We start from the raw sequence: 23,029 nt of genomic DNA, 5'->3' as shown, positions 1-23,029 counted from the left end.
GCTCATCTCCAGTCTCCGAGCGTTGATTGCCAGAGGGTGAGCGCGGCGACCGCGGCGGTGTCGGCGCGCAGGATCCGCGGACCGAGGCTGATCGCAAAGGCGGCGTCCATGGCGTGCAGGCGTCGGCGTTCGGCGTCGGAGAACCCGCCCTCCGGTCCGATCAGGATAGCCCACGGACCGGGTGTATCGGGTAGCGGGCCGGACGCACCCGCCAGTGTTTCATCGCAAAAGGCAATGCGACGCTGGCTGTCCCAGCCCGCAAGCAGTGCGTCCAGCTTGGTCAGGTCGGCCACCTCCGGCACGAAAGTGCCGCCGCATTGTTCCGCCGCCTCCTTGGCGTGTGCGTGCAGGCGGTCCTGCCGGACACGTTCGGAATTGGTGAAGTCGGTCTGGACCGGGATGATGCGGCGTGCGCCCATCTCGGTGGCTTTCTCAACGATGAAATCCGTGCGCGCTTTCTTTATCGGCGCGAAGAGCAGCCAGAGGTCCGGGGGCCGGGATTGCTGTTGCGATTGCTGCCGGCACACAAGAACACCCTTGCGTTTTCCGGCCTCGACCACGTCGGACTGCCATTCGCCGTCTTCGCCGTTGAACAGCGCGACCTGCGCGCCTGGGCCAAGCCGCATGACGCCAAAGAGATAGTGCGCCTGCTCCCGCGTCAGCGCGACGGGTTGTGCCGGACCGAGGGGCTGCTCTACAAAAAGTCTGACCTTCGCACTCATGGAGCAACACATATGCGCGGCCCGCAGACAACACCAGACCGGAACGGCGCTGTCGCCGATGCCGTGAAGGGGAATTGGGTCGACAGGCGCGCCCCGGCGTGGACGCGACCCTATCTTCGGCTGAGCCGGGCGGACCGGCCGATTGGTACGTGGTTGCTCTATCTGCCCTGCGTCTGGGGTGTGCTGCTGGCGATGTTCCACACTGGTCACGCGCGGCCGTTTGATGCGTGGATCATTCTGGGGTGCGGCATCGGCGCGTTTCTGATGCGGGGTGCGGGCTGTACTTGGAACGACATCACCGATCGCGACATCGACGGATCGGTGGCGCGCACCGCGTCGCGACCGATCCCGTCGGGCCAGGTGACCGCGCGGCAGGCGCTGGTCTGGGCGGTGGTCCAGTCGCTGGTGGCGTTCTGTATCCTTTTGACCTTTCCGGTGCAGGCGATCGTGCTGGGGATTGTCGCGCTTGTTCCGGTGGCGATCTACCCGTTTGCCAAGCGGTTCACCTGGTGGCCGCAGATCTTTCTTGGCATCGCGTTCAATTGGGGCGCTTTGCTGGCGTGGACGGCACATACCGGCGCGCTGGGTTGGCCGGCCGTATTCCTCTATCTTGCCGGGATGGCATGGACGCTGTTCTACGACACGATCTACGCGCATCAGGACAAGGAAGATGACGCGCTGATCGGGGTGAAGTCGACAGCGCGGCTGTTCGCCGAGGACACGCCGAAATATTTGAACGGGTTCCTGGTGCTCGCGGTCGCGCTGATGGGTGTCGCGATTCTTCTTGCCGCGCCGCAGGGCGAGATCCTGTCGCTGGTGCTGGCGCTGGGCGGTCCCTGGGCGATGGGCTGGCACATGATGTGGCAGTTGCGACGGTTGAAACTGGAAGACCATGACCGGCTTTTGGCGCTGTTCCGGTCCAATCGGGATGCCGGTTTGCTGGCCGCGCTGTTTTTTGCCGCATCGGTCCTCGTGTGATTGCACTTGCGGGCGCTGGGGCGTATCGCCTTGAACAACTTCGACTGACGTGGAACGCTGATGCGCCTGTCTTCTCTTTTTATTCTGATCTCCGCGTTTGCCGCTGCCGCGGTTTTTAGCCTTGGCGTGGCATGGGTTGCCGCAGGGGCAATCGAGGAAATCTCGGCCAAGGACGTGCGCACCGAACTGGATCGTGATGCGTTGATCTGGGCGGATGTGGATACCGACGGGCTGCATGTCTTTCTGATCGGCACCGCCCCGAACGAGGCAGCCCGCTTTCAGGCGCTGAGTGCGGCGGGCCGCGTGGTGGACACGGCGCGGGTCATCGACCAGATCGATATTTACGACACCAACAAGATTGCGCCGCCGCGGTTTTCGATCGAGCTTTTGCGCAATGACGCCGGGGTCTCGCTGATCGGACTGTTGCCAACCGCGACCAATCGCGAACAACTGATGCAAGACATCGCCCGCGCCGTGCCGGATACGCCCCTGTCCGATTTCCTTGAAGTGGCGGATTACCCGGTGCCCGAAGGCTGGGACGACGCGCTGGATTACGCGGTGTCGATCCTGGAGGTTCTGGACCGTTCCAAGATCTCTATCGAGGCCGGGAGCGTGACCGTGAAAGGCGCGGTTGCGAACGAGGACACGCGCCGCAAGGTCGAGGCCGATCTGGCCCGCCGCGCAGGCGATGACGTGCGCCTTGCGCTGGAACTCACTGCGCCGCGCCCGGTGATCTCGCCGTACACGCTGCGCTTTATCAGCGATGCTGAAGGTGCCCGGTTCGATGCCTGCACGGCCCCGACCAAGGACGCCCGGGCACAGATTTTTTCCGCCGCTGCCGACGCGGGTCTGGAGGACAAGGTGCAGTGCCGTCTTGGACTTGGCGCGCCCACCAGCCAGTGGAGCGACGCGGCAGCGTTGGGGATCGAAGCGATCTCTGAAATGGGGGGCGGGACGATCACGTTTGCGGATGCAGATGTGGCACTTTTCGCGCTGCAAGGAACCGAACAGGCGGTGTTCGACCGCGTTGTCGGCGAGTTGGAAAACGACCTGCCCGAGGTGTTCGTGCTTGAGGCAACCTTGCCCGAGCCGCCATCGGACGCGCCCGAAGAGATCGCGGAGTTCACTGCCACGCGCAGCCCCGAAGGCAATGTCCAGCTGCGCGGACGGATCAACAGCACGATCGCACGGCAGACGGCAGACAGCTTTGCCCGCGCGGCTTTCGGATCGACCGCCGTGCGCACGACCGCGCGGGTGGACGACACCCTGCCCGCTGATTGGTCGAACCGTGTTCTCGCAGGGATCGAGGCGCTTTCGCAGCTCTCGAACGGGGCGGTCATTGTCACGGAAGACGCGCTGTCGGTGACCGGCAATACGGGCAATCAGGATGCCGGCTCCGAAATCTCCGGGCTGCTGGCGGACAAGCTGGGTGAGAGCGAGGACTTCGAAATCGCCGTGACCTACCAGGAGAAACTGGACCCGGCTCTTGGCATCCCCACGCCGGAGGAATGCGAAGCAATGATCGTCGAGATAATCGGCGATCGAAAGATCACCTTCGAACCGGGATCCGCGACGCTCGACCTTGCCACGCGGGACATCATGGACGAAATTGCCGAGCTCTTGCAGCTTTGCGGGGATATCCCCCTGGTCATTGCCGGGCACACCGACAGCCAGGGTCGCGAATCGATGAACCAGCAATTGAGCCAGGAGCGCGCGCAGGCCGTTGTGAACGCGTTGCGGCAGCGGCGGGTGCTTACCGCAAGCTATGAAGTGATCGGCTATGGCGAGGAACAGCCCATCGCCAGCAACGACACCGAAGCGGGCCGCGAAGCCAACCGGCGGATCGAATTCAAGTTGCGCCGCCCCGAACCTGTCGAAGAGACGGAAACCACGCTGGAAAGCGTTGAACAATCCGCGTCAACAGATGAAACAGAGAACGGCGAAGACGCAGAGGGGTCCAGCGATGAACAGGACTGAGTTTGTCATCACAACCGCGATCATTCTTTTTGTCGCGTTCTGCCTTGGGTGGTTCGCCAATTGGCTGGTGCATCGGTTCACACGGGTCAGCCAGGCCGACATGGATCAGCTTGAACGGATGAGCCAGGAACTGCACGAGGCCGAGGAAACCCGCGACCAGGCGATCACCTACCTGCAGCAGCGCGAGGCAGAGCTGACGAACCAGCTAGCCCAGACAGAAGCAGAGCTGTCGGCCGCGATGGAAGGTCTGCGTGACGCACGCCAGGATGCCGAACAGATGCGCGCGCAGTTGGACAGGATGAATGTCGGCTAGGCCCACCGCGCCTGTGAATTCCTGATCGAAACCCGCGTAGAGGTCCCGAACGGTCCCGATCTCGTCCCGGTCAGGCTTTCCCTTGGGCCGACGCCCAGGCTTCGCGTCATTCCATGACGGGTCCGGTCCGGAGCGTGCGCCTGCGACCCAATAGAGCCAAGATGGACCTATCTTTTGCGTTTGCGCCGACCTCCGGTGCTGCGGCTGTGAAAGTCCGGCGGGCGTTTGGAGACCCAACGGAAAAACGTGGCCAGTCTTGGATGCGTGCGCAGCGCCCCGGGGGTGTTATAGTCGCGGGCCAGTTCCGATTCTGTCAGGGTGGCGTGGACCTCTTGATGGCAAATGTGATGCACGAGGATCGTCTCGCCGCCTTTGCCGCCCTTGAGCTTGGGTATCAGGTGGTGATGGCTTTGCCGCACACCCTGCGGGATCGGGCGCAAACATAGCGGACAGATCGGGTCGGGGTTTGTCACAGGGGCAGGTCTCCGATGCGAGAGGCTTGTGCAAAGGCATGGCTCAGGGCATTTAGCTGCGACAGTATGGTAATGATTCAAGGGGTCGGTCATGCAATGGGATTTGTCGGCACAGCCTCCGGTCGTGCAAAAGGCGGCTGGATTTGCGCTTCAAGGCTATGAGATCGCACTGACCTGGCTTCTGTCCCCGGCGGCCTGGTCGCAATTCGCGATTCTTGTCGTGGCCTATCTTGCGGCGTTGACCATCGCGCGCAAGCTGCGCCCGGCCCTGGCGCGGCTTCTGACCCCGCTTGAGGGCAGCACAAGTGTCCTCGCCGCGATTCGCCGGTTCGCACTTAGGGTTGTGCCTCTGTTGATGCCTTTGATCGCCTATGCGCTGGCCGCGATCGGGGAACAGGTGGTGCGGTCGGTGTTTGAGACCGGCACGGTGATCGCATTTGGCAAACGCTTGTTCCTGTTTCTTGCCGCGCGGGTTCTCGTGCGCGATATCGTGACCGATCCGTTCCTCAAGCTGCTGGGCCGCTACGTGCTCTTGCCGGCGATGGCGCTGCACGCTGTCGGGCTTCTGGATCTCTTGACCGAAAAGCTGAGCGCGACGACAGTGTCCTTGGGCAACATCTCGTTCTCGGTCATGGCGCTGTTGCGCGGGTTGATTGCGGGTGCGATCCTGTTCTGGGCCGGGCGGTGGTCGAACGACCAGTCGGCCTCCTACATCAATCGCCAGCAAGAGATGCGGCCCGCGACACGGCAGCTTGCTGCAAAAGCGGCGGAGCTTTTGATCTTCGGTATCGCGTTTCTGCTCCTGATGAACATCATGGGCGTGCCGCTAACCTCGCTTGCTGTTCTCGGCGGTGCGATTGGTGTCGGCCTGGGGTTCGGGCTGCAGAAGATCGCGTCGAACTACATCTCGGGGGTGATCCTGCTGCTCGAAGGACAGGCGACCGTCGGGGATTTCGTCGAACTCGACAACGGCGAGGCGGGGACCATCGTCAAGACAACTGCCCGCGCGATGATCCTCGAAACCTTTGACGGTCGTTGGATCGTTGTTCCGAACGAGGATTTCATCACCACGCGGGTCATCAACTATTCCGACCAGGGCAGCGCCAACCGGATCGAAGTGGATTTCTCGGTCAGCTATGACACCGACATCAACCTTGTGCCCGACATCATCGCGGCGGCTGTTGCGAAACATCCCGGTGTGCTGGACGCGCCCGAGCCACCCGACGTGGAGTTGCGCGGTTTTGGCGACAGCGGCATCGACTTCGGGGTCGAGTTCTGGGTCAACGGCATCGATGACGGGAAGAACCGATATGCCTCGGACGTGCTGTTCCTGATCTGGAACGCGCTCAAGGAGCACAAGATCGAAATCCCCTATCCGCATCGCGTCATCGAAATGCGCAATGCCCCCGCAGCGGAATGACAGACGCGCTTGTGATCGGCGGTGGCCCGGCGGGGCTGATGGCGGCAGAGGCGCTTTTGACGGCAGGACGCACCGTGACGCTGGTCGAAGCAAAGCCATCGCTCGGGCGCAAGTTCTTGATGGCGGGAAAGTCCGGCCTGAACCTGACAAGGATGCAGGCGCTTGGCCCGTTCCTCGCATCATACGGCAAAGGTCTGTCTCCGACGATGCGCGCCTGCCTCAAGGCTTTCGGCCCCGAAGAGGTGCGCGCCTGGACGGAAGGTCTGGGGCAGGCGACCTTCGCCGGATCAACCGGGCGGCTTTTCCCGCACGCGATGAAAGCGTCGCCGCTTTTGCGGGCGTGGCTCGATCGCTTGGACGCCTTGGGGCTGGAACGTCACACGCGGTGGCGCTGGCTGGATTGGGACCGCAACGCCCACCATTTCGACACGCCCGAAGGCCCCCGGGTGCTGACGCCGCGCGTCACGGTGTTTGCGCTGGGCGGGGCAAGCTGGGCGCGGCTTGGGTCGGATGGCCAATGGGCCGCGCGTTTCGCGGGACACGGGATCGGCGTGACCCCGTTTGCGCCATCGAACGTGGGGCTGCGCGTCAACTGGACCGAACACATGACTCCGCATTTCGGTCAGCCGATCAAATCCGTGGCATGGCGCGCGGGGGACCTGGTGTCGCGCGGGGAAGCGGTCCTGTCGGCCAATGGTCTGGAGGGGGGCGGAATTTATACGCTGGCCGCGGCGCTGCGCACCGAGGGGGCAACGCTGACGGTTGATTTGCTGCCCGACCTGTCAATCGAGGAGGTGACAGCCAAACTGCCCGATACAGCCAGGAAAGGCATGGCGAAGATCCTGCGCAATACGCTGCGCCTGCCGCCGATCAAAATTGCGCTCTGGAACGAAGTGACCAAGGGCAAGCCGGTGGCATTCGGCGAGCTTGCGCAATGGCTCAAGGCGCTGCCTCTGCCGCACGCAGGATTGCGGCCCCTGGACGAAGCGATCAGCACGGCCGGTGGTCTGTCTTTCGATGCGCTTGACGACACGTTGATGTTGCGCGACCGTCCCGGCACTTTCTGTGCAGGTGAAATGCTTGACTGGGATGCACCGACCGGGGGGTATCTGCTCACCGCCTGTTTCGCGACAGGCCTTTGGGCCGGGCGACACGCAGCGGACTACGACCGCCCGTAATGTAAATCCGTGACGTGACGTTGGGGCGTGACACGTCAACTTCGCGCGTGTCAGGTGACCCTATCAGAGGAGTTCCGCCATGACCGACTATCCGCACATGCTGGCACCGCTCGACCTCGGGTTCACGACGCTGAAGAACCGCGTGCTGATGGGGTCGATGCACACCAATCTGGAAGAGACCGGCGACTGGAACCGGGTTGCCGAGTTCTATGCAACCCGTGCCCGCGGGGGGGTCGGCCTGATTGTGACGGGCGGAATGGCCCCCAACCGCGAAGGCGGCGTGTTTCCCGGCGCATCGGGGCTGTTCACCGATCAGGACATCGCCAATCACCGGATGGTGACGGACCGGGTGCATGACGCTGGCGGCAAGATCGCGATGCAGATCCTGCATGCCGGGCGTTATGCCTATGGCAAGGAATGCGTTGCTCCCTCGCCGATCAAATCCCCGATCTCCCCCTTTCGGCCAACCGAGCTGGACGCCGCCGGGATCGAAAAGCAGATCTCGGACATCGTAACGGCTGCGGAACGCGCGCAAGAGGCTGGTTACGACGGGGTCGAGGTGATGGGGTCGGAGGGGTATTTCCTCAACCAGTTCCTTGTCACGCATACCAACAAACGTACGGATCGCTGGGGTGGATCGTACGAGAACCGGATGCGCCTGCCCATCGAAGTGGTGCGCCGCGTGCGCGCGGCGGTGGGACCTCAGTTCATCTTGATCTACCGGCTGTCGATGATCGACCTGGTGCCCAACGGGTCAACGCATGACGAAGTCGTGCAATTGGCGCAGGCGATTGAACAGGCCGGGGCGACGATTCTCAACACCGGTATCGGCTGGCACGAAGCGCGCATCCCGACGATCGCCACCAGCGTGCCGCGCGCGGCCTTTGCTTGGGTGACGAAAAAGCTGATGGGCAAGGTGGGCATTCCGGTGATCACGTCGAACCGGATCAACACGCCCGACGTGGCCGAGCAGGTGCTGGCCAACGGGTGCGCCGACATGGTCAGCATGGCGCGACCGTTTCTGTCCGATCCGGATTTCGTTGCGAAGGCGGCAACGGGCAAGGCGGCACAGATCGCGCCCTGCATCGCCTGCAATCAGGCGTGTCTGGATCACACGTTCCAGATGAAGATCAGTTCCTGCCTGGTGAATCCAAAAGCCTGCCACGAAACCGAGCTGGTGATTGCGCTCGCGGACACACCCAAGACCGTGGCTATTGTCGGAGCGGGACCGGCGGGGCTGTCGGCGGCGATCACGGCGGCGCAGCGTGGCCATCAGGTGACGGTGTTCGACAAGGAGGACGCGATTGGCGGTCAGTTGAACATGGCCAAGCAGATTCCTGGAAAGGAAGAGTTCCGGGGCTTTGTTGAGTGGTACCAGACGATGTTGGCCGAAACCGGCGTGTCGGTTGTGCTGGGCACGTATGTGTCGGCCGAGGATCTTGTAGATTTCGACGAGGTGATCATCGCCACCGGCGTTCTGCCGCGCGATCCGCAGATCCCCGGTCAGGAGGGGCCGAACGTGGTGGGCTATGTCGATGTGCTGCGCGGCAAGGCCGAGGTGGGCAGACGTGTAGCCGTGATCGGGGCCGGGGGAATCGGGTTCGACGTGTCGGAATACCTTGTACACGACCGCGAAAGCCCGACAGAAAGCCTGCCGGACTGGATGCGCGAGTGGGGTGTCACCGATCCGGCAGAGGCGCGGTCGGGGCTGGATCCAGAGGGCGCGCAGCCCGAGCCGCCTGTGCGGCAGGTGGCGCTGCTCCAGCGCAAGTCGGAAAAACCCGGCAGGCGTTTGGGCAAGACAACCGGCTGGATTCACCGGATGAGCCTGAAAATGAAAGACGTCCAGATGAAGTCCGGCGTGAATTATGAACGGATCGACGCGCAGGGGCTGCATATTTCCCATGGTGAGACCCGAGAGCGCCCCGAGCTCATGGAATGCGACACGGTCGTTCTTTGTGCCGGCCAAGTGCCCGAGCGGTCATTGGCGGATGCGCTCGAGGCGAAAGGCATTGCCTGCCATGTGATTGGCGGTGCGGATGTGGCGGCGGAATTGGATGCGAAACGGGCCATCGACCAAGGCACCCGGTTGGCGGCGATGCTTTAGGGAACGGCGTTTCAGTTGATGCGTTGGCCGAACAGATGGCGGGGCAGGACGCCCGGCTTGGACATTCATCTCATCAGGAGGCCAATCATGCCGGCAATCAATGACGCGAAAATCCTACTCATTTCGACCCATGGCTTTGAACAGTCCGAGCTTGAATTCCCCCGCGACCAACTGCGGGCGAAAGGAGCCACGCTGCATGTGGCAACTCTGGACGGCAAGTCCATCAAGGGCTGGGAAGGCAGCGACTGGGGCCGCGAGGCCGAGGCCGATACCAGGATCTCCGAGGTAAACGCGGATGATTACGATGCGCTTGTCATCCCCGGCGGTCAGATCAACCCCGACCTGCTGCGCGTCGATGAAGACGTTCTGGAACTGGTGAAAGCCTTTCACGATCAAGGCAAGACACTCGCCGCCGTGTGCCATGCGCCATGGGTTCTGCTGGAAGCGGGCATCCTCAAGGGGCGCGATGCCACCTCCTATCATTCGATCAAGACCGATGTGACAAACGCCGGTGCGGCCTGGAAAGATGCAGAGGTCGTTGCCGACCAGGGGATCGTGACCAGCCGCAAGCCGGACGACCTCAAGGCGTTCGTCGGCAAGATCGTGGAGGAAATCGAGGAAGGCACCCACCAGCGCAAGGCTGCGTGACTCGATTGCAAAACCTTGAAAGCCGGGCCAATGCGCCCGGCTTTTCGTGTCGATGGTTGTTTCCGTCTTCGTGACACTGTCCAAGAAAACCCAGATATTGTCGGCTCCTCGTCAAAGTCGCGCCAGATTTGGTCGCCATACCCGTGGCAATGAACACGAGGGATACGTATGGACCGTCTTACCGAAATGGAGGCCTTTGCCACGGTTGTGGACCAGGGTGGATTCACCGACGCGGCCAAAAAGATGGGCATTTCAAAATCTGCTGTCTCCAAGCATGTTTCAAGCCTTGAGGCGCGTCTTGGCGCGCGACTATTGAACCGGACGACGCGGCGCGTCAGCCCGACGGAAATCGGGCTGGCCTATTACGACCGGGCGCGACGTGTGCTCAACGATGCGGGAGAAGCGGATGCGCTTGTCACGTCCATGCAATCGGCGCCTTCGGGGTTGTTGCGGATCAGTGTTGCGACAGATTTCGGTGTGAACCATTTGTCGCCGGTGCTGGGCGAGTTCCTCGCGGATTTCTCGGACATCACGGTGAACATGGTCTTGAACAACCGATACGTGGAGTTGATCTCGGAAGGGTTCGACATGGCGGTGCGGATCGGTGAGTTGGAGGACAGTACCCTGCGCGCCCGCAAGCTGACCGAGACAACGAAACGAATGATCGCCTCTCCCGCCTATTTCGAGAAATACGGCCGGCCGCGACGGATCGATGATCTGAACGAACACAAGCTCTTGCATTATTCCAACCAGTCGAGCGGCAATGTCTGGAAAGTGACGGCCCCGTCCGGCGAAAAGCGCCAGGTGCGCACGGCGGGCTGGCTGTCGGTGAATGACGGTCAGTCGCTGCTCAACGCCTGCGTGGCGGGTCTGGGAATCGCATATTTGCCGTCCTTTCTTTATGCGGATGCGATGGAACAGGGGCTGGTCGAGGATGCCATGCCCGATCTGCCCATCGACACGCAGGGCATCTATGCGGTCTACCCGCCGGGCCGGTTCACACAGCCGAAGGTTCGAGCGTTCATTGATTTTCTTGTGCATCAATTCGCCGAGAAAGGTCCGAAGGACTGGTAGGAACAACTTCCCTTGTCTGTCTGCAGGCACAACTGACGCCCCGGGTGCCAAGGTCCGGGGCGTTTTTTCGTCGTGGTTTCCGGGTTGCGACATGAGGCTGGCACAGGCAATGTCGGGCGACGCCGAGATTGCCGGAGATGCCCGATGCCCTTCACCCTTGCCACCTGGAACATCAATTCGGTGCGATTGCGCGAAGGGCTTGTTGCGCGGCTCTTGACCGAAGAGGCACCGGATGTGCTGTGCTTGCAGGAGTGCAAAAGCCCGGTCGACAAGATCCCGATGGATCAGTTCCGCGCGCTTGGCTATGGCCACATTGTTGCGCGGGGGCAAAAAGGATACAATGGTGTCGCGATCCTGTCCAAGCTGCCGATCGCGGACGTGGGCGATCAGGACTTTGCAAGCCTTGGCCATGCACGCCACGTGGCCGGGCAACTGGAAAATGGTGTAACGATTCACAATTTCTACGTTCCGGCGGGCGGCGATGTCGCTGACCGCACGGTGAACGAGAAGTTTGGCCAGAAGCTCGATTACCTGACCGATATGCGCGACTGGTTCCGGACCGCGCGGCCCGAAAAATCGATCCTCGTCGGAGATTTGAACATTGCCCCGCGCGAGGACGACGTGTGGTCCCACAAGAAATTACTCAAGGTGGTGAGCCACACGCCCATCGAGGTGGCGCATCTTGCAGACACGCAGGAGGCCGGTGCCTGGGTGGACATCACCCGACAGGATATCCCCGAAGGACAGCTTTACTCCTGGTGGAGCTACCGCGCCAAGGATTGGGATGCTGCGGACAAGGGGCGGCGGCTGGACCATGTCTGGGCGACGTCGGATATCTCCAATGCGGGCCATTCCAGCCGGGTTCTGCGCAATGTGCGCGGCTGGGAAAAGCCAAGTGATCATGCGCCGGTCTTTGCCAGTTTTGATCTGTAATCCTGACACGCCTCTCACGCGGGTCGCTTCATTGGCGCGGTTTTCGGCAATGGGGGCTTGCAGGACACTGGGTCTGTGTCGCTTACTATGGGTCGGAAAGGGATGAATCGCACAAGCGATACGCTGTGCGGTGCAAAAAGGAGCTTTGGTGTCAAGGCCTGCAGGCCGTGACACGCAATGCGTACTGTGAGCTGTGATGTTTATGGGAGGATATTTTGTTTAATGTTGAATTATAACGATATGCGCCGGATGCATGGACGCTATGCCCGGGGACGCCTGCCTTAAGGGGACCCTGCATGGTAAATCCGCGTTGAAACGAACAGACCAATTGTTCCATGGAATTGGTTCAGGTGTAAACTAAAGGCCTGAATGGTCTGGCCAAGGGAAGAGGGCATATGAAAGACACCCCGAACGATATCGACACGGTCGAGTCCCAGGAATGGAAAGACGCCGTAGAGGACGTCATTCTGCGGGACGGCGCGGATCGCGCGCATTTCCTGCTGGACAAAGCGGTGCAGCAAGCCCGCGCGCACGGTGCGAGATTACCGTTTTCGGCCACGACACCTTACCAGAACACGATTGATCCCGACGACGAAGTCGACATGCCGGGCGATACCGAGATGGAGTGGCGCATCCGGACGATCAATCGCTGGAACGCGATGGCGACAGTCGTCAAGCGGAACAAGGAAAGCAGCGAGTACGGCGGGCATATCGCGTCGTTCGCGTCGTCTGCGGCGCTTTACGATATCGGCCTCAACCATTTCTGGCGGTCCAAATCGGCGATCCATGGGGGCGACCTTGTGTTTTTCCAGGGCCACGTGATTCCGGGCATTTACGCGCGGTCCTTCATGGAAGGCCGGATCAGCACCGAACAGCTCGAGGCGTTCCGCTCCGAAGTCGATGGCGGCGGTCTGTCATCCTATCCGCACCCATGGCTCATGCCGGATTACTGGCAGTTCCCGACCGTTTCGATGGGTCTGGGGCCGCTCATGGCGATCTACCAGGCGCGGTTCATGAAATACATGCACAACCGGGGCCTCATCGACGCGGGTGATCGCAAGATCTGGTGTTTCCTTGGTGATGGCGAGATGGACGAGCCGGAAAGCCTTGGCGCGATCAGCCTTGCGGCGCGCGAGGGGCTGGACAACTTGATTTTTGTCGTCAATTGCAACCTGCAACGTCTGGACGGGCCGGTGCGCGGCAACTCCAAGATTGTCCAGGAACTCGAAGGCGGGTTCCGTGGCGCAGGCTGGGATGTGATCAAACTGCTCTGGGGGCGTGGCTGGGACGAATTGCTGGAAAAGGATGCCAGCGGCAAGCTGCGCCAGTTGATGGATGAGACCATCGACGGCGATTACCAGACCTTCAAATCAAAGGATGGCGCCTATATCCGCGAACATTTCTTTGGAAAGTATCCGGAAACGGCGGCTCTGGTCGAGGATTGGACCGACGATCAGATCTGGGCGCTGCGGCGCGGCGGCCATGATCCCAAGAAGGTCTACAATGCGTTTTTGCGGGCAACACAGGCGGAGGGCCAGCCGACCTGCTTGCTGGTCAAGACCGTCAAAGGCTACGGCATGGGCACGGCTGGCGAAGGCCAGAACACGACCCACCAGCAAAAGAAGATGCAGCTTGACCAGCTCAAGGCGATGCGGGATCGCTTCCGGATCCCGGTGACCGACAAAGAGCTGGAAAAGGACATTCCCTTTGTCAGCCTGAACAATGCGCAGAAGGCGTACATGTCCGATCGGCGCAAGGAATTGGGCGGCGCGTTCCCCAAGCGCGAATGGCGCGATACGCCGAAGCTGGAGATCCCGTCGCTTGACAAATTCAAGGGGCAGCTCGAAAGCACCGGGGATCGCGAGATTTCGACCACCATGGCCTTTGTGCGCATCCTGACGACTCTGTTGCGGGACAAGCAGATCGGCCAGAACGTGGTTCCGATCGTGCCGGATGAAAGCCGGACCTTCGGGATGGAGGGTCTTTTCCGGTCAGTGGGGATCTATAACCCCCTCGGGCAGAGCTATACGCCCGAAGACCGCGATCAGATGATGTATTACAAGGAATCCAAAAGCGGCCAGGTGCTTCAGGAAGGCATCAACGAAGCGGGCGCAATGGCGGATTGGATCGCGGCGGCGACATCCTATTCCAATCACGGCGTGCCGATGATCCCGTTCTACATCTACTATTCGATGTTCGGTTTCCAGCGGATCGGCGATCTGGCCTGGGCCGCCGGCGACAGCCGCGCGCGCGGCTTCATGCTGGGTGGAACCGCTGGCCGGACCACGCTGAACGGCGAAGGATTGCAGCACGAGGATGGGCACAGTCATGTGCTCGCCAGCACCATTCCGAACTGCATCACCTACGATCCGACCTTCAGTTACGAGGTCGCCGTGATTGTGCGGCATGGATTGCAGCGCATGTTCGTCGATCAGGAGGATGTGTATTTCTACCTGACCCTGATGAACGAGAATTATCAGCATCCCGAAATGCCGATGGGGTCCGAAGAGGGTATCATCAAGGGCCTTTACCGGATGCGTAAAACCGCGCGGCCCGGCAAGAAGCATGTGAACCTGATGGGGTCGGGCACGATCCTGGTGCAGGCGATCAAGGCGTCCGAGATGCTGAAGGAGGATTTCGGCGTCACCTCGGATATCTGGTCCGCCACCTCGCTCAACGAACTGGCGCGCGAGGGGCAGGACTGTCTGCGCCACAACCGTCTGAACCCGCTGGGCGAAGAAAAGGTGCCTTATGTCACGCAACTGCTTGACGGCGCCAAGGGGCCGGTGATCGCGGCGACCGATTATATCAAGAATTACGCCGAACAGATCCGGGGCTTTGTGCCGGGGCGGTTCACGGTGCTGGGGACCGATGGCTTTGGCCGCTCCGATAGCCGCCTGAACCTGCGGCGCTTCTTCGAGGTTGACGCGAACCACATTGCCGCCGCCGCGATGGTCGACCTCTACCGCGAGGGCGCGGTGACCGACAAAGACCTCAAGGCTGCTTTGAAGAAATACGACATCGACGGCGAAAAGCCGAACCCGCGTCTGGTGTAAGCGGGAGGAGAAAAAGAACATGACTATTGATGTAAAAGTGCCGGATATCGGCGATTTCACCGATGTGCCGATTGTCAGCATCCTGGTGAGCGTGGGCGACACGATTGCCGAGGAGGATCCGATCGTTGAATTGGAGTCCGACAAGGCGACGATGGAAGTGCCCAGCTCGGCGGCTGGTGTCGTGAAAGAGATCAAGGTTTCCGAAGGCGACTCCGTGTCCGAAGGATCGTTGATACTCGTTCTGGACGGGGAAGAATCCGATGATGCGCCAAAGGAAGAACCCAAATCCGAACCCAAGTCCGAGCCGGCGAAAACCCAAGACAGCGCACCTTCGAAACAGGCTGACACGGCCTCTGCACAGCCCAAGCCCGCCAAAACGGATGCCGGGTTTGGCAAGGTTCACGCCTCGCCCTCTGTCCGCGCTTACGCCCGCCGGGTCGAGGTGGACCTGACAAAGGTCAACGGCTCGGGTCGCAAGGGCCGTATCCTGCGCGAGGACGTGGAAAAGGCGCTCAAGGCGCAGACCGTTCCGGCGGCGGCCTCTGGTGGTGCCGCGCAAGGCGGCATGGGTATCCCGCCGATCCCGGCGGTGGATTTTTCAAAGTTTGGCCCGACCGAAGACGTGGAGATGAGCCGGATCAAGAAACTGTCCGGTCCTGCGCTTCACCGCTCCTGGCTCAACATTCCGCATGTCACGCATAACGACGAGGCGGACATCACCGAGCTTGATAAATACCGCAAGGAAATGGACACGATGGCCAAGGAAGACGGCTATCGCGTGACGCTTCTTTCGTTCGTCATCAAGGCTTCGGTCTCTGCACTGAAGCAGCATTGGGAGTTCAATTCGTCGATCCACCCCGATGGTGACAAGCTGATCAAGAAGGATTTCTACAACATCGGCTTTGCTGCGGACACGCCGAACGGCCTGATGGTGCCCGTGATCAAGGACGCGGACCGCAAGGGGCTCGTCGATATCTCGAAAGAGCTGATGACCCTGTCCAAGGCGGCACGCGATGGCGAGCTGAAATCCAAGGACATGCAGGGCGCGACCTTTACCATTTCGTCGCTGGGGGGCATCGGCGGCACCAGCTTTACCCCGATCGTGAACGCGCCCGAGGTGGCGATCCTGGGTCTCACCCGGTCCAAGATGGCGCCGGTCTGGAATGGCGAGGAGTTCGAGCCACGGCTGATGCAGCCGTTGAGCCTGTCCTATGATCACCGTGCCGTCGATGGTGCCTTGGCCGCGCGCTTCTGCGTGACGCTCAAGACGCTCTTGGGCGATATGCGCAAGTTGATGTGGTAAGGGAGCGAACCGATGGATGTTAAAGTACCCGATATCGGGGATTTCACCGACATTCCCGTCGTGACCGTCCTGGTCAGCGTCGGCGACACGGTCAGCGAAGAAGACCCCCTGATCGAGCTGGAATCGGACAAGGCGACGATGGAAGTGCCATCCCCCTCGGCCGGAAAGATCACCGAGATCAAGGTCAAGGAAGGTGACACTGTTTCCGAAGGCGACGTCATCATGGTCTTCGAAGGCGCTGACGCCAATGATGCACCGGCGAAGGATGCAACGGGGCAGGGCGGCGAGGTCAAGGGCGGATATGGCGGCCGCGGGTCGCCGCCACAGGATGACGCGCCGCAAGCGGTGCAGGCGACCGGCAACGCATCGGGCAAAGGCGATGTCCACGCAGAGGTCGTCGTCCTGGGGTCTGGTCCCGGCGGCTATTCCGCCGCGTTCCGGGCGGCCGACCTGGGCAAGAGCGTTGTCCTGATCGAAAAGTATCCCGATCTGGGGGGTGTCTGCCTCAATGTTGGCTGTATCCCGTCCAAGGCGCTCTTGCATGTGGCCAAGGTGATCACCGAGGCCGAAGACATGAACGCGCATGGCGTGAGCTTCGGCAAACCCAAAATCGATCTCGATGAGCTCCGCAAATTCAAGGATGACGTGATCGGCCAGTTGACTGGCGGTCTGGGGGGGCTGGCCAAGGGCCGCAAGGTCAAGGTCGCGCAGGGCTATGGCACCTTCACCGGGCCGAACATGATCGAAGTTGTCGGCGATGATGGCAAAACCAACGTGAGCTTTGACCAATGCATCATTGCGGCCGGGTCCGAGCCGGTGAACCTGCCCTTTATCCCGCATAATGATGAGCGGGTGATCGACAGCACCGGTGCTTTGGCCTTGAAGGATATCCCGAAGCGGATGCTTGTTCTTGGCGGTGGCATCATCGGGCTGGAAATGGCCTGCGTGTACGATGCTCTGGGTTCCAAGATCACGGTCGTGGAATTCATGGATCAGCTGATGCCGGGGGCTGACAAGGATATCGTCAAACCGCTGCACAAACGCATCGATGGGCGATACGAGAACATCTTTCTCAAGACCAAGGTCACGAATGTCGAGGCGCAGAAGACCGGTCTCAAGGTGACATTCGAGGATGAGAAAGGCGAGAGCTTCAGCGATACCTTCGACAAGGTGCTGGTCGCTGTCGGACGCAAGCCGAACGGCAAGCTGATCGACGCCGAGAAGGCCGGTGTCGCGGTGGACGAGCGCGGCTTTATTGCGGTGGACAACCAGCAGCGCACCGGTGTGGAGCATATTTTCGCCATCGGTGACGTGGTGGGCCAGCCGATGCTGGCGCATAAGGCGGTACATGAAGGAAAGGTCGCGGCCGAGGTCTGTGCCGGTGAGAAGCGGTTCTTCGACGCCGCGCTGATCCCGTCGGTTGCCTATACCGATCCGGAAGTTGCCTGGTGCGGTCTGACCGAAACCGAGGCCAAGGCGAACGGCATCAGCTATGAAAAAGGTGTCTTCCCTTGGGCGGCCTCGGGCCGGTCCTTGTCCAACGCGCGGAACGAGGGGATCACGAAGCTCCTGTTCGATCCGGCGGATGACCGCGTGATCGGTGGTTGCATCGTTGGCACCAACGCGGGCGATCTGATCTCCGAAGTGGCGCTGGCCATCGAGATGGGCGCAGATGCGGTCGATCTTGGTCACACGATCCACCCGCACCCGACCTTGTCGGAAACCGTGAATTTCGCTGCCGAGATGTTCGAGGGAACGATCACGGACCTGATGCCACCGAAGAAGAAAAAGGCATCATGAGCGGATGAAAACCAAGGGGATGGGGGCTTGGCCCCCGACGCCTCTGCCGAGGTATTTCGGTCGCAAGGAAGCCTGTTCGGGTCTTTACTTCAGAAAGACGCGCAGAAGTGCGAAGACAAAAGCCGTGATCGCCATCGCTGCGAAGATAAAGGCCAGCGGCAGCAAAAGGCTTTGCTGAACGACGCCCGCCTCATTAACCGACCCGCCGAAGAAGATTGCCTCTGCTAGACCGCAAATGCCTGCCATACCCAATAGAAGCAGACCAAGGATCAGGATCGATTTCGCCTGCATTCCGGGCGCTGCTGCTTATATCCCGAGGAATGGCTGAGCCATCCGGGGCATCCAGCCTTTGAATTTCAGCGGTGCATCGGTCACGGCAAGGCAGATGCAATCCTCCGAGATATCCGCCACGGGCGTATGGTGCAGGTTCTCGCTTGCCACCTCGATATCACCACGGCCAAAATAACCATCGTCATCCTGAAACGCGCCCTGAAGAACCAGTGTCAGTTCCAACCCGCTGTGGCTGTGATCCGGGATCGCGGTGCCCGCGGGAATATAAAGCAATCGCGCGGTTGCATCCGAGGATGTGGGCAGGATCGCTTGTTTCACGCCCATGCCGACCGGCCGCCAGTGCACGCTATCCAAGTCGCCCCCGACATAAGCGGCAAGCGGTTCCGGCAGTGTCCTGTCGCTGGCAGGGACGCGGAATTCTTTTTCTTGCGCTGTGCTGTCCTGTGCGTGGATCAATTCAAGCACCGAGTTCAAGCTGCTCGCCGACATTGGCACGCTGTCGCATCTGTCCAGAACAGCCCCTCCTACGGCATCATACCCGGCGAGAGCGGCACGACAGTCATCACACAGCGAAATATGCGTTGCCAAGATAAGATTGACGGCTTCGGATAGTTCGCCTGCCGAATAGGCCATAAGCAACTCGTCAGGCAGATGGTGTTTAATGGTCATGGCAATCATCACTTCATTTGGTGGCGCAGTCGTTCCAGCGCTAATCTGATGCGGGATTTGATCGTGCCAAGAGGCAAACCTGTCTGTTCCGCGATTTCGCTGTGCGACAGTTCCCCGAAATAGGCTTTTTCAATTAGGTCCCGTTGTTTGGATGGCAGGTCGCGCAAGGCGCGTCCCAGGTGCTCGCTCTCCTGTTGCAACCCGATAATGTCTTCCTGCTCGGGCTCCGCTTGGGGCCCCCAGACCAGGTCTTCGGGTTCAGGCCGTTTTTGTTTTCGCAGCACGTCGATTTTCTTGTTCCGGGCGATCGTGAAAATCCAGGTCGATGGACTTGCCCGCGATGCATCGTAGAGATGCGATTTGTTCCATACGGTCACGAGCGCTTCTTGCGCGCATTCCTCGGCCAAGGCCGAATCCATTCCTGCCTTCATCAAAAACGCCTTTACGCGCGGTCCGAAATGTTCAAACACACGCACAAACGCGGTTTCGTCACGCAGGTCCCGTATGGCCACGAGTTCTTCCACCCAAGGCCCGATGCTGTTCGGCGTTCCGTTGGTCAAAGTCTTCTTTCCGTCACCAGCTTCGTGCGACAGGTCCCTTATTTCGCGCCTGTTGGCAACGGGCGCAGGGTCGCAGTCGGACGAAAGCACGGCAGTAGACATCATGAAGAGAGTACGCGAGGGCCTTGGGTCTGGATCAAAAGAAGTTTTCTTTTTCTTTTGTCATCCGGTCGCGACGGTCCAGCGTAAACAAAACTAGACACAAGAGCCAGAGAGACGCCCATGCCATTTGAAGCACGCGCCAGCGACCCCAAGAAGATTGCCGTCATTGGCGCAGGGATTTCGGGGATGGGAGCAGCGTATATGCTGTCCGAAGACCACAACGTCACCTTGTTCGAAGCAGAGCCGCGATTGGGCGGGCATGCCCGGACGATCATGGCTGGCAAGAACGCAGATCAGCCGGTTGATACCGGGTTCATCGTGTTCAACTATGCCAATTACCCGCATCTTGCCCGGCTGTTCAAGACGTTGGATGTGCCTGTCACCAAAAGCAACATGAGCTTTGGAGCCAGCCTAGATGGCGGTCGGATCGAATACGCGCTGGCAAGCGTGGCGTCGATTTTCGCGCAGAAAAAGAACGCGGTGAACCCGAAATTCCTGCGAATGCTGCGGGACATCAAGCGGTTCAACAGCCGCGCGCTGGATGCGACCCGCGATCGGAACCTCGGTCTTGGGGATTTTCTGGATCAGCTGGGCACTGGTCCATGGTTCCAGAACTATTACCTGCTTCCGCTGACGGGTGCGATCTGGTCGACACCGACGGAAAAGGTGATGGATTTTCCGGCGCACGCGCTTGTGCAGTTCATGGAGAACCACGCGCTTTTGTCCTATACCGGCCAGCACCAGTGGTACACGGTTCAAGGCGGCTCTGTCGAATATGTGCGCCGGCTGGAGGCGGCCTTGCGGACGCGTGGCGCGACACTCAGATCCGGTGCGCCGATTGACGCTGTGCGCCGCAGCATAGAGGGTGTCGAGATCAAGGCGCAGGGGGGCGACTGGGAACAATTCGACGAGGTGGTCTTTGCCACCCATTCCGATGACACGTTGCGCCTTTTGTCTGATGCGACACCGTTGGAAAAACGCGCCTTGGAGGCGATCCAGTACCAGCCGAACCGCGTCGTCTTGCATGCGGATGCAGCGGTCATGCCGAAAAAGCGGATTTGCTGGTCGTCCTGGAACTACACCGAAAGCGCCAGCAAAGAGATGAACGCCATTGACCTGACCTACTGGATGAACAGCCTGCAACCGATCCCCGAGGCCGACCCGCATTTTGTCACGCTCAACAGCACGCGCCCGATCCGCGATGAGCTGATCTATGATGAATGCACCCTGCGACATCCGGTCTATGACCTTGATGCGTTGGCCGCCCAGGAAATTGTGCGCGACATGAACGGGACGCACCGGACATGGTTCTGTGGGGCGTGGATGAAGAACGGCTTTCACGAGGACGGTCTTGGCAGCGCGGTGGACGTCGTCGAGGCGATCCGCGCACGCAGCGCCGCGGCTGTGGCCGCAGAATGACAGCCGTCGATCATATCGTTGGCCACACCTATCACGGTCGCAAGGGTGGGACAGAAAATGCGTTCCGCTATTCCATCGACTACGTGATGCTGGACGCCGAGGCCGAGGCGAAAACGCCGTGGCTCTTTTCCCGCAACACGGGCAATGTCGCCAGCCTTCAGGACCGCGATCATGGCGGCACGCCGGGTGACGGGCGTGGCGCCGCATGGGCGCGTGAGGTTCTGGATGCGCATCAGGTACATGCCCCGGCGCGGTTGGTGCTGCTCGCGCAGCCGCGGGTTCTGGGTCATGTCTTCAATCCGGTATCCTTCTGGTTGGCTTACGACGTCAAAGAGAACCTTGTTGCCGTAATTGCCGAGGTCTCGAATACCTTTGGCGACAGGCATTCCTACCTCTGCAAAAAGCCGCACGATGCGCCGATCATGCCGACTGACAGGTTGCAGGCGACCAAGATTTTCCACGTCTCGCCGTTTCAGCCGGTTGAAGGCGGGTATGAATTCCGGTTCGACATCCGGGATGACCAGATCGGGATCTGGATCGATTATTCCCGGAGATCCGGTGGTCTGATCGCGACGCTGACAGGGCCGCGCAGGCCGATTACCAATCGATCCATCCTGCGGTCACTCTTGCGCCGTCCCTTCGGATCCCGCCGGGTTTTGGCGTTGATCCATTGGCAGGCGCTCAAGCTGTGGTGGAAGGGATCGCGCTATCGCAAACGCCCCGAACCGCCGATGGAAGAAGTCAGCCAGTAATGGTGTCGGTTCAGCAGAACCTTGCGGAGGCCCGACAGAATCTTGGTGGCTATGCCGTGTTCGCTGCGGTTCTCGCTGCGGCGGGATTGCCGATCTACATTCATGCACCGAAATTCTATGTCGATGAATACGGCGTGAGCCTGGCCGCGCTTGGATCGGTCCTGTTCGGGCTGCGCCTTCTCGATGTCGTGCAAGATCCCCTGCTTGGCAAACTGGCCGTGGCCGTCCGGCGATTCCAGGGGCTTGCGGTTGCGATCACCCTTGCGATCATGGCCGCGGCAATGCTTGGGCTTTTCGCTGTTACGCCGCCGACAGACCCGATCCTGTGGTTCGCGGTCATGCTGACACTGGTGTTTTCCGCGTTCAGTTTCCTGACCATCAATTTCTACGCCCGCGGTGTGCAGAAGGCGCAGACAATGCCAGGAGAGTCGGGCCACCTGCGCGTGGCGCGCTGGCGCGAGACCGGGGCGCTTTTGGGTGTTTGCGTCGCGTCTGTCATGCCGTCGGTGTTCCTTGCTGTGGCCATTCCCGAGTTCCACGCATACGCCGCTTTGTTTGCACTTGCCTGCCTGGTCGCGGGTATCGCCATGCACAACGAATGGCGAGGCGCGACAACCGAGCCCTCTGCCGGGTTCGGCATCGTTTTGCGCGACAAGATCTCGCGCCGGTTGTTGATGATAGCCTTGGTGAATGCCGCCCCCGTCGCTGTCAGTTCGACATTGTTCCTGTTCTTTGTCGAAAGCCGGCTGGATGCCCCGGGGTGGGAAGGGCCGCTGCTTCTCTTGTTCTTTGTCGCCGCGGCCGCCGCTGCGCCGGCGTGGGGCGCTTTGGCAGAGCGTACAGGCTCCAAGCCGGCGCTGCTGGCTGCGATGATACTGGCGATTGTGGCGTTCAGTTTCGCGATGATGCTGGGACGCGGCGACACGATCTGGTTCGCGCTGATCTGTCTTGCCTCGGGGGCGGCAGTTGGTGCGGACCTGACGCTGCTGCCGGCGGTCTTTGCCCGGCGCATGGCAGAGGTGGCGCCCAACGCTTCGGAGGGTTTCGCGCTCTGGGGGTTCGTGTCCAAGTTCACCTTGGCCTTCGCCGCGATCGCTCTCTTGCCGATCCTGGAGGCCAGCGGCTTTGTCTCCGGGGAGGACAACAGCGACGTGGCGTTGACGACATTGACGTTGCTTTACGCAGGAGTGCCCTGTGCTTTGAAACTGGTGGCGATCGGCCTTTTGGTCGCAACACCGATTGGAAAGGAATGAC

General features: G+C 60.8%; 19 protein-coding genes and 1 pseudogene. 15 read left to right on the top strand and 5 right to left on the bottom strand.

All coding sequences use genetic code 11. The annotated features are described in order from the left end of the window. Window positions 1-2: 2 nt before the first annotated feature. Complete coding sequence (locus tag LCF59_RS05295; protein ID WP_292286328.1) at window positions 3-722, bottom strand: 16S rRNA (uracil(1498)-N(3))-methyltransferase; 720 nt, start codon at window positions 720-722, stop codon at window positions 3-5. A gap of 12 nt (window positions 723-734) precedes the next feature. Between LCF59_RS05295 and ubiA the strand changes: the two genes are divergently transcribed. The 3 genes from ubiA to LCF59_RS05280 are packed head-to-tail and all read left to right on the top strand — an operon-like array spanning window position 735 to window position 3,990. Further along, on the top strand, window positions 735-1,700 hold the full coding sequence (ubiA, locus tag LCF59_RS05290; protein ID WP_292286326.1) for a 4-hydroxybenzoate octaprenyltransferase: 966 nt from the start codon (window positions 735-737) through the stop codon (window positions 1,698-1,700). A gap of 60 nt (window positions 1,701-1,760) precedes the next feature. Next, window positions 1,761-3,677, top strand: a complete 1,917-nt coding sequence (locus LCF59_RS05285) for an OmpA family protein (protein ID WP_292286325.1) — start codon at window positions 1,761-1,763, stop codon at window positions 3,675-3,677. Further along, entirely contained in the window at window positions 3,664-3,990 is a 327-nt protein-coding gene (locus tag LCF59_RS05280; protein WP_292286323.1) for a hypothetical protein, read from the top strand. The genes LCF59_RS05285 and LCF59_RS05280 overlap by 14 nt, the downstream gene beginning before the upstream one ends. 167 nt (window positions 3,991-4,157) lie before the next feature. On the opposite strand, the gene LCF59_RS05275 is transcribed toward LCF59_RS05280, so the two are convergent. Beyond that, window positions 4,158-4,463: an HNH endonuclease gene (locus tag LCF59_RS05275; protein WP_292286321.1), complete on the bottom strand. Its 306-nt coding sequence runs from the start codon at window positions 4,461-4,463 to the stop codon at window positions 4,158-4,160. Window positions 4,464-4,554: 91 nt separating this feature from the next. On the opposite strand from LCF59_RS05275, the gene LCF59_RS05270 reads away from it, so the two are divergent. From LCF59_RS05270 to lpdA, 9 genes and pseudogenes are all read left to right on the top strand, one after another. Next, window positions 4,555-5,883, top strand: a complete 1,329-nt coding sequence (locus tag LCF59_RS05270; protein ID WP_292286319.1) for a mechanosensitive ion channel domain-containing protein — start codon at window positions 4,555-4,557, stop codon at window positions 5,881-5,883. Continuing rightward, on the top strand, window positions 5,880-7,061 hold the full coding sequence (locus tag LCF59_RS05265; protein WP_292286317.1) for a TIGR03862 family flavoprotein: 1,182 nt from the start codon (window positions 5,880-5,882) through the stop codon (window positions 7,059-7,061). The genes LCF59_RS05270 and LCF59_RS05265 overlap by 4 nt, the downstream gene beginning before the upstream one ends. 79 nt (window positions 7,062-7,140) lie before the next feature. Further along, window positions 7,141-9,168 (top strand): NADPH-dependent 2,4-dienoyl-CoA reductase, encoded by a 2,028-nt coding sequence (locus LCF59_RS05260; protein ID WP_292286315.1) that lies wholly within the window; start codon window positions 7,141-7,143, stop codon window positions 9,166-9,168. 87 nt (window positions 9,169-9,255) lie between these two features. Beyond that, window positions 9,256-9,816 carry a type 1 glutamine amidotransferase domain-containing protein gene (locus LCF59_RS05255; protein WP_292286312.1) on the top strand — a complete coding sequence of 187 codons (561 nt, stop codon included), beginning with the start codon at window positions 9,256-9,258 and terminating at the stop codon, window positions 9,814-9,816. Between the two features lie 168 nt (window positions 9,817-9,984). Next, a complete protein-coding gene (locus tag LCF59_RS05250) occupies window positions 9,985-10,890 on the top strand; it encodes a LysR family transcriptional regulator (RefSeq protein ID WP_292286310.1) in 906 nt (301 codons plus the stop codon). A gap of 144 nt (window positions 10,891-11,034) precedes the next feature. Then, on the top strand, window positions 11,035-11,823 hold the full coding sequence (locus LCF59_RS05245; RefSeq protein ID WP_292286308.1) for an exodeoxyribonuclease III: 789 nt from the start codon (window positions 11,035-11,037) through the stop codon (window positions 11,821-11,823). A gap of 395 nt (window positions 11,824-12,218) precedes the next feature. Then, the gene (gene aceE / locus LCF59_RS05240) at window positions 12,219-14,879 is read left to right on the top strand and encodes a pyruvate dehydrogenase (acetyl-transferring), homodimeric type (protein ID WP_292286306.1); all 2,661 of its coding nucleotides are present in this window, start codon (window positions 12,219-12,221) and stop codon (window positions 14,877-14,879) included. A 4-nt stretch (window positions 14,880-14,883) separates the two neighbouring features. Continuing rightward, window positions 14,884-16,182 (top strand): annotated as a pseudogene (gene aceF / locus LCF59_RS05235) (dihydrolipoyllysine-residue acetyltransferase); the annotation flags it as partial. A gap of 12 nt (window positions 16,183-16,194) precedes the next feature. Beyond that, on the top strand, window positions 16,195-17,982 hold the full coding sequence (gene lpdA / locus LCF59_RS05230; RefSeq protein ID WP_292286304.1) for a dihydrolipoyl dehydrogenase: 1,788 nt from the start codon (window positions 16,195-16,197) through the stop codon (window positions 17,980-17,982). An 84-nt stretch (window positions 17,983-18,066) separates the two neighbouring features. Here the strand turns inward: lpdA and LCF59_RS05225 are convergent, their stop codons facing one another. The 3 genes from LCF59_RS05225 to LCF59_RS05215 are packed head-to-tail and all read right to left on the bottom strand — an operon-like array spanning window position 18,067 to window position 19,607. After that, window positions 18,067-18,273 carry a hypothetical protein gene (locus LCF59_RS05225; protein ID WP_292286302.1) on the bottom strand — a complete coding sequence of 69 codons (207 nt, stop codon included), beginning with the start codon at window positions 18,271-18,273 and terminating at the stop codon, window positions 18,067-18,069. Between the two features lie 15 nt (window positions 18,274-18,288). Further along, window positions 18,289-18,942, bottom strand: a complete 654-nt coding sequence (locus LCF59_RS05220; RefSeq protein WP_292286300.1) for a ChrR family anti-sigma-E factor — start codon at window positions 18,940-18,942, stop codon at window positions 18,289-18,291. 8 nt (window positions 18,943-18,950) lie between these two features. Beyond that, window positions 18,951-19,607, bottom strand: a complete 657-nt coding sequence (locus LCF59_RS05215; protein ID WP_292286298.1) for a sigma-70 family RNA polymerase sigma factor — start codon at window positions 19,605-19,607, stop codon at window positions 18,951-18,953. Between the two features lie 117 nt (window positions 19,608-19,724). On the opposite strand from LCF59_RS05215, the gene LCF59_RS05210 reads away from it, so the two are divergent. Genes LCF59_RS05210 through LCF59_RS05200 form a run of 3 tightly spaced genes read left to right on the top strand, consistent with a single transcriptional unit; the run spans window position 19,725 to window position 23,028 of the window. Next, complete coding sequence (locus LCF59_RS05210; protein ID WP_292286296.1) at window positions 19,725-21,023, top strand: NAD(P)/FAD-dependent oxidoreductase; 1,299 nt, start codon at window positions 19,725-19,727, stop codon at window positions 21,021-21,023. After that, window positions 21,020-21,775, top strand: coding sequence for a DUF1365 domain-containing protein (locus tag LCF59_RS05205; protein ID WP_292286294.1), 756 nt, complete (start codon window positions 21,020-21,022; stop codon window positions 21,773-21,775). The genes LCF59_RS05210 and LCF59_RS05205 overlap by 4 nt, the downstream gene beginning before the upstream one ends. Beyond that, complete coding sequence (locus LCF59_RS05200) at window positions 21,775-23,028, top strand: MFS transporter (protein WP_292286292.1); 1,254 nt, start codon at window positions 21,775-21,777, stop codon at window positions 23,026-23,028. Before LCF59_RS05205 ends, LCF59_RS05200 begins: the two co-directional genes overlap by 1 nt. Window position 23,029: the final 1 nt, after the last annotated feature.

It is taken from the genome of Marivita sp. (genome assembly GCF_020055675.1).
Classification (GTDB): Bacteria; Pseudomonadota; Alphaproteobacteria; order Rhodobacterales; family Rhodobacteraceae; genus Marivita.
Note: the sequence above shows the minus strand (reverse complement) of the source record. Positions and strands in the feature narration are given on the sequence as shown.

Excerpts from the sequence above, each read along its gene's own strand:
- LCF59_RS05295 (WP_292286328.1), bottom strand. The coding sequence starts at position 722 with ATGAGTGCGAAGGTCAGACTTTTTGTAGAGCAGCCCCTCGGTCCGGCA.
- LCF59_RS05270 (WP_292286319.1), top strand. The coding sequence starts at position 4,555 with ATGCAATGGGATTTGTCGGCACAGCCTCCGGTCGTGCAAAAGGCGGCT.
- LCF59_RS05200 (WP_292286292.1), top strand. The coding sequence starts at position 21,775 with ATGGTGTCGGTTCAGCAGAACCTTGCGGAGGCCCGACAGAATCTTGGT.
- LCF59_RS05215 (WP_292286298.1), bottom strand. The coding sequence starts at position 19,607 with ATGATGTCTACTGCCGTGCTTTCGTCCGACTGCGACCCTGCGCCCGTT.
- ubiA (WP_292286326.1), top strand. The coding sequence starts at position 735 with ATGCGCGGCCCGCAGACAACACCAGACCGGAACGGCGCTGTCGCCGAT.
- LCF59_RS05205 (WP_292286294.1), top strand. The coding sequence starts at position 21,020 with ATGACAGCCGTCGATCATATCGTTGGCCACACCTATCACGGTCGCAAG.
- lpdA (WP_292286304.1), top strand. The coding sequence starts at position 16,195 with ATGGATGTTAAAGTACCCGATATCGGGGATTTCACCGACATTCCCGTC.
- LCF59_RS05285 (WP_292286325.1), top strand. The coding sequence starts at position 1,761 with ATGCGCCTGTCTTCTCTTTTTATTCTGATCTCCGCGTTTGCCGCTGCC.
- LCF59_RS05220 (WP_292286300.1), bottom strand. The coding sequence starts at position 18,942 with ATGACCATTAAACACCATCTGCCTGACGAGTTGCTTATGGCCTATTCG.
- LCF59_RS05250 (WP_292286310.1), top strand. The coding sequence starts at position 9,985 with ATGGACCGTCTTACCGAAATGGAGGCCTTTGCCACGGTTGTGGACCAG.
- LCF59_RS05245 (WP_292286308.1), top strand. The coding sequence starts at position 11,035 with ATGCCCTTCACCCTTGCCACCTGGAACATCAATTCGGTGCGATTGCGC.
- LCF59_RS05225 (WP_292286302.1), bottom strand. The coding sequence starts at position 18,273 with ATGCAGGCGAAATCGATCCTGATCCTTGGTCTGCTTCTATTGGGTATG.
- aceE (WP_292286306.1), top strand. The coding sequence starts at position 12,219 with ATGAAAGACACCCCGAACGATATCGACACGGTCGAGTCCCAGGAATGG.
- LCF59_RS05255 (WP_292286312.1), top strand. The coding sequence starts at position 9,256 with ATGCCGGCAATCAATGACGCGAAAATCCTACTCATTTCGACCCATGGC.
- LCF59_RS05260 (WP_292286315.1), top strand. The coding sequence starts at position 7,141 with ATGACCGACTATCCGCACATGCTGGCACCGCTCGACCTCGGGTTCACG.
- LCF59_RS05265 (WP_292286317.1), top strand. The coding sequence starts at position 5,880 with ATGACAGACGCGCTTGTGATCGGCGGTGGCCCGGCGGGGCTGATGGCG.
- LCF59_RS05280 (WP_292286323.1), top strand. The coding sequence starts at position 3,664 with ATGAACAGGACTGAGTTTGTCATCACAACCGCGATCATTCTTTTTGTC.
- LCF59_RS05210 (WP_292286296.1), top strand. The coding sequence starts at position 19,725 with ATGCCATTTGAAGCACGCGCCAGCGACCCCAAGAAGATTGCCGTCATT.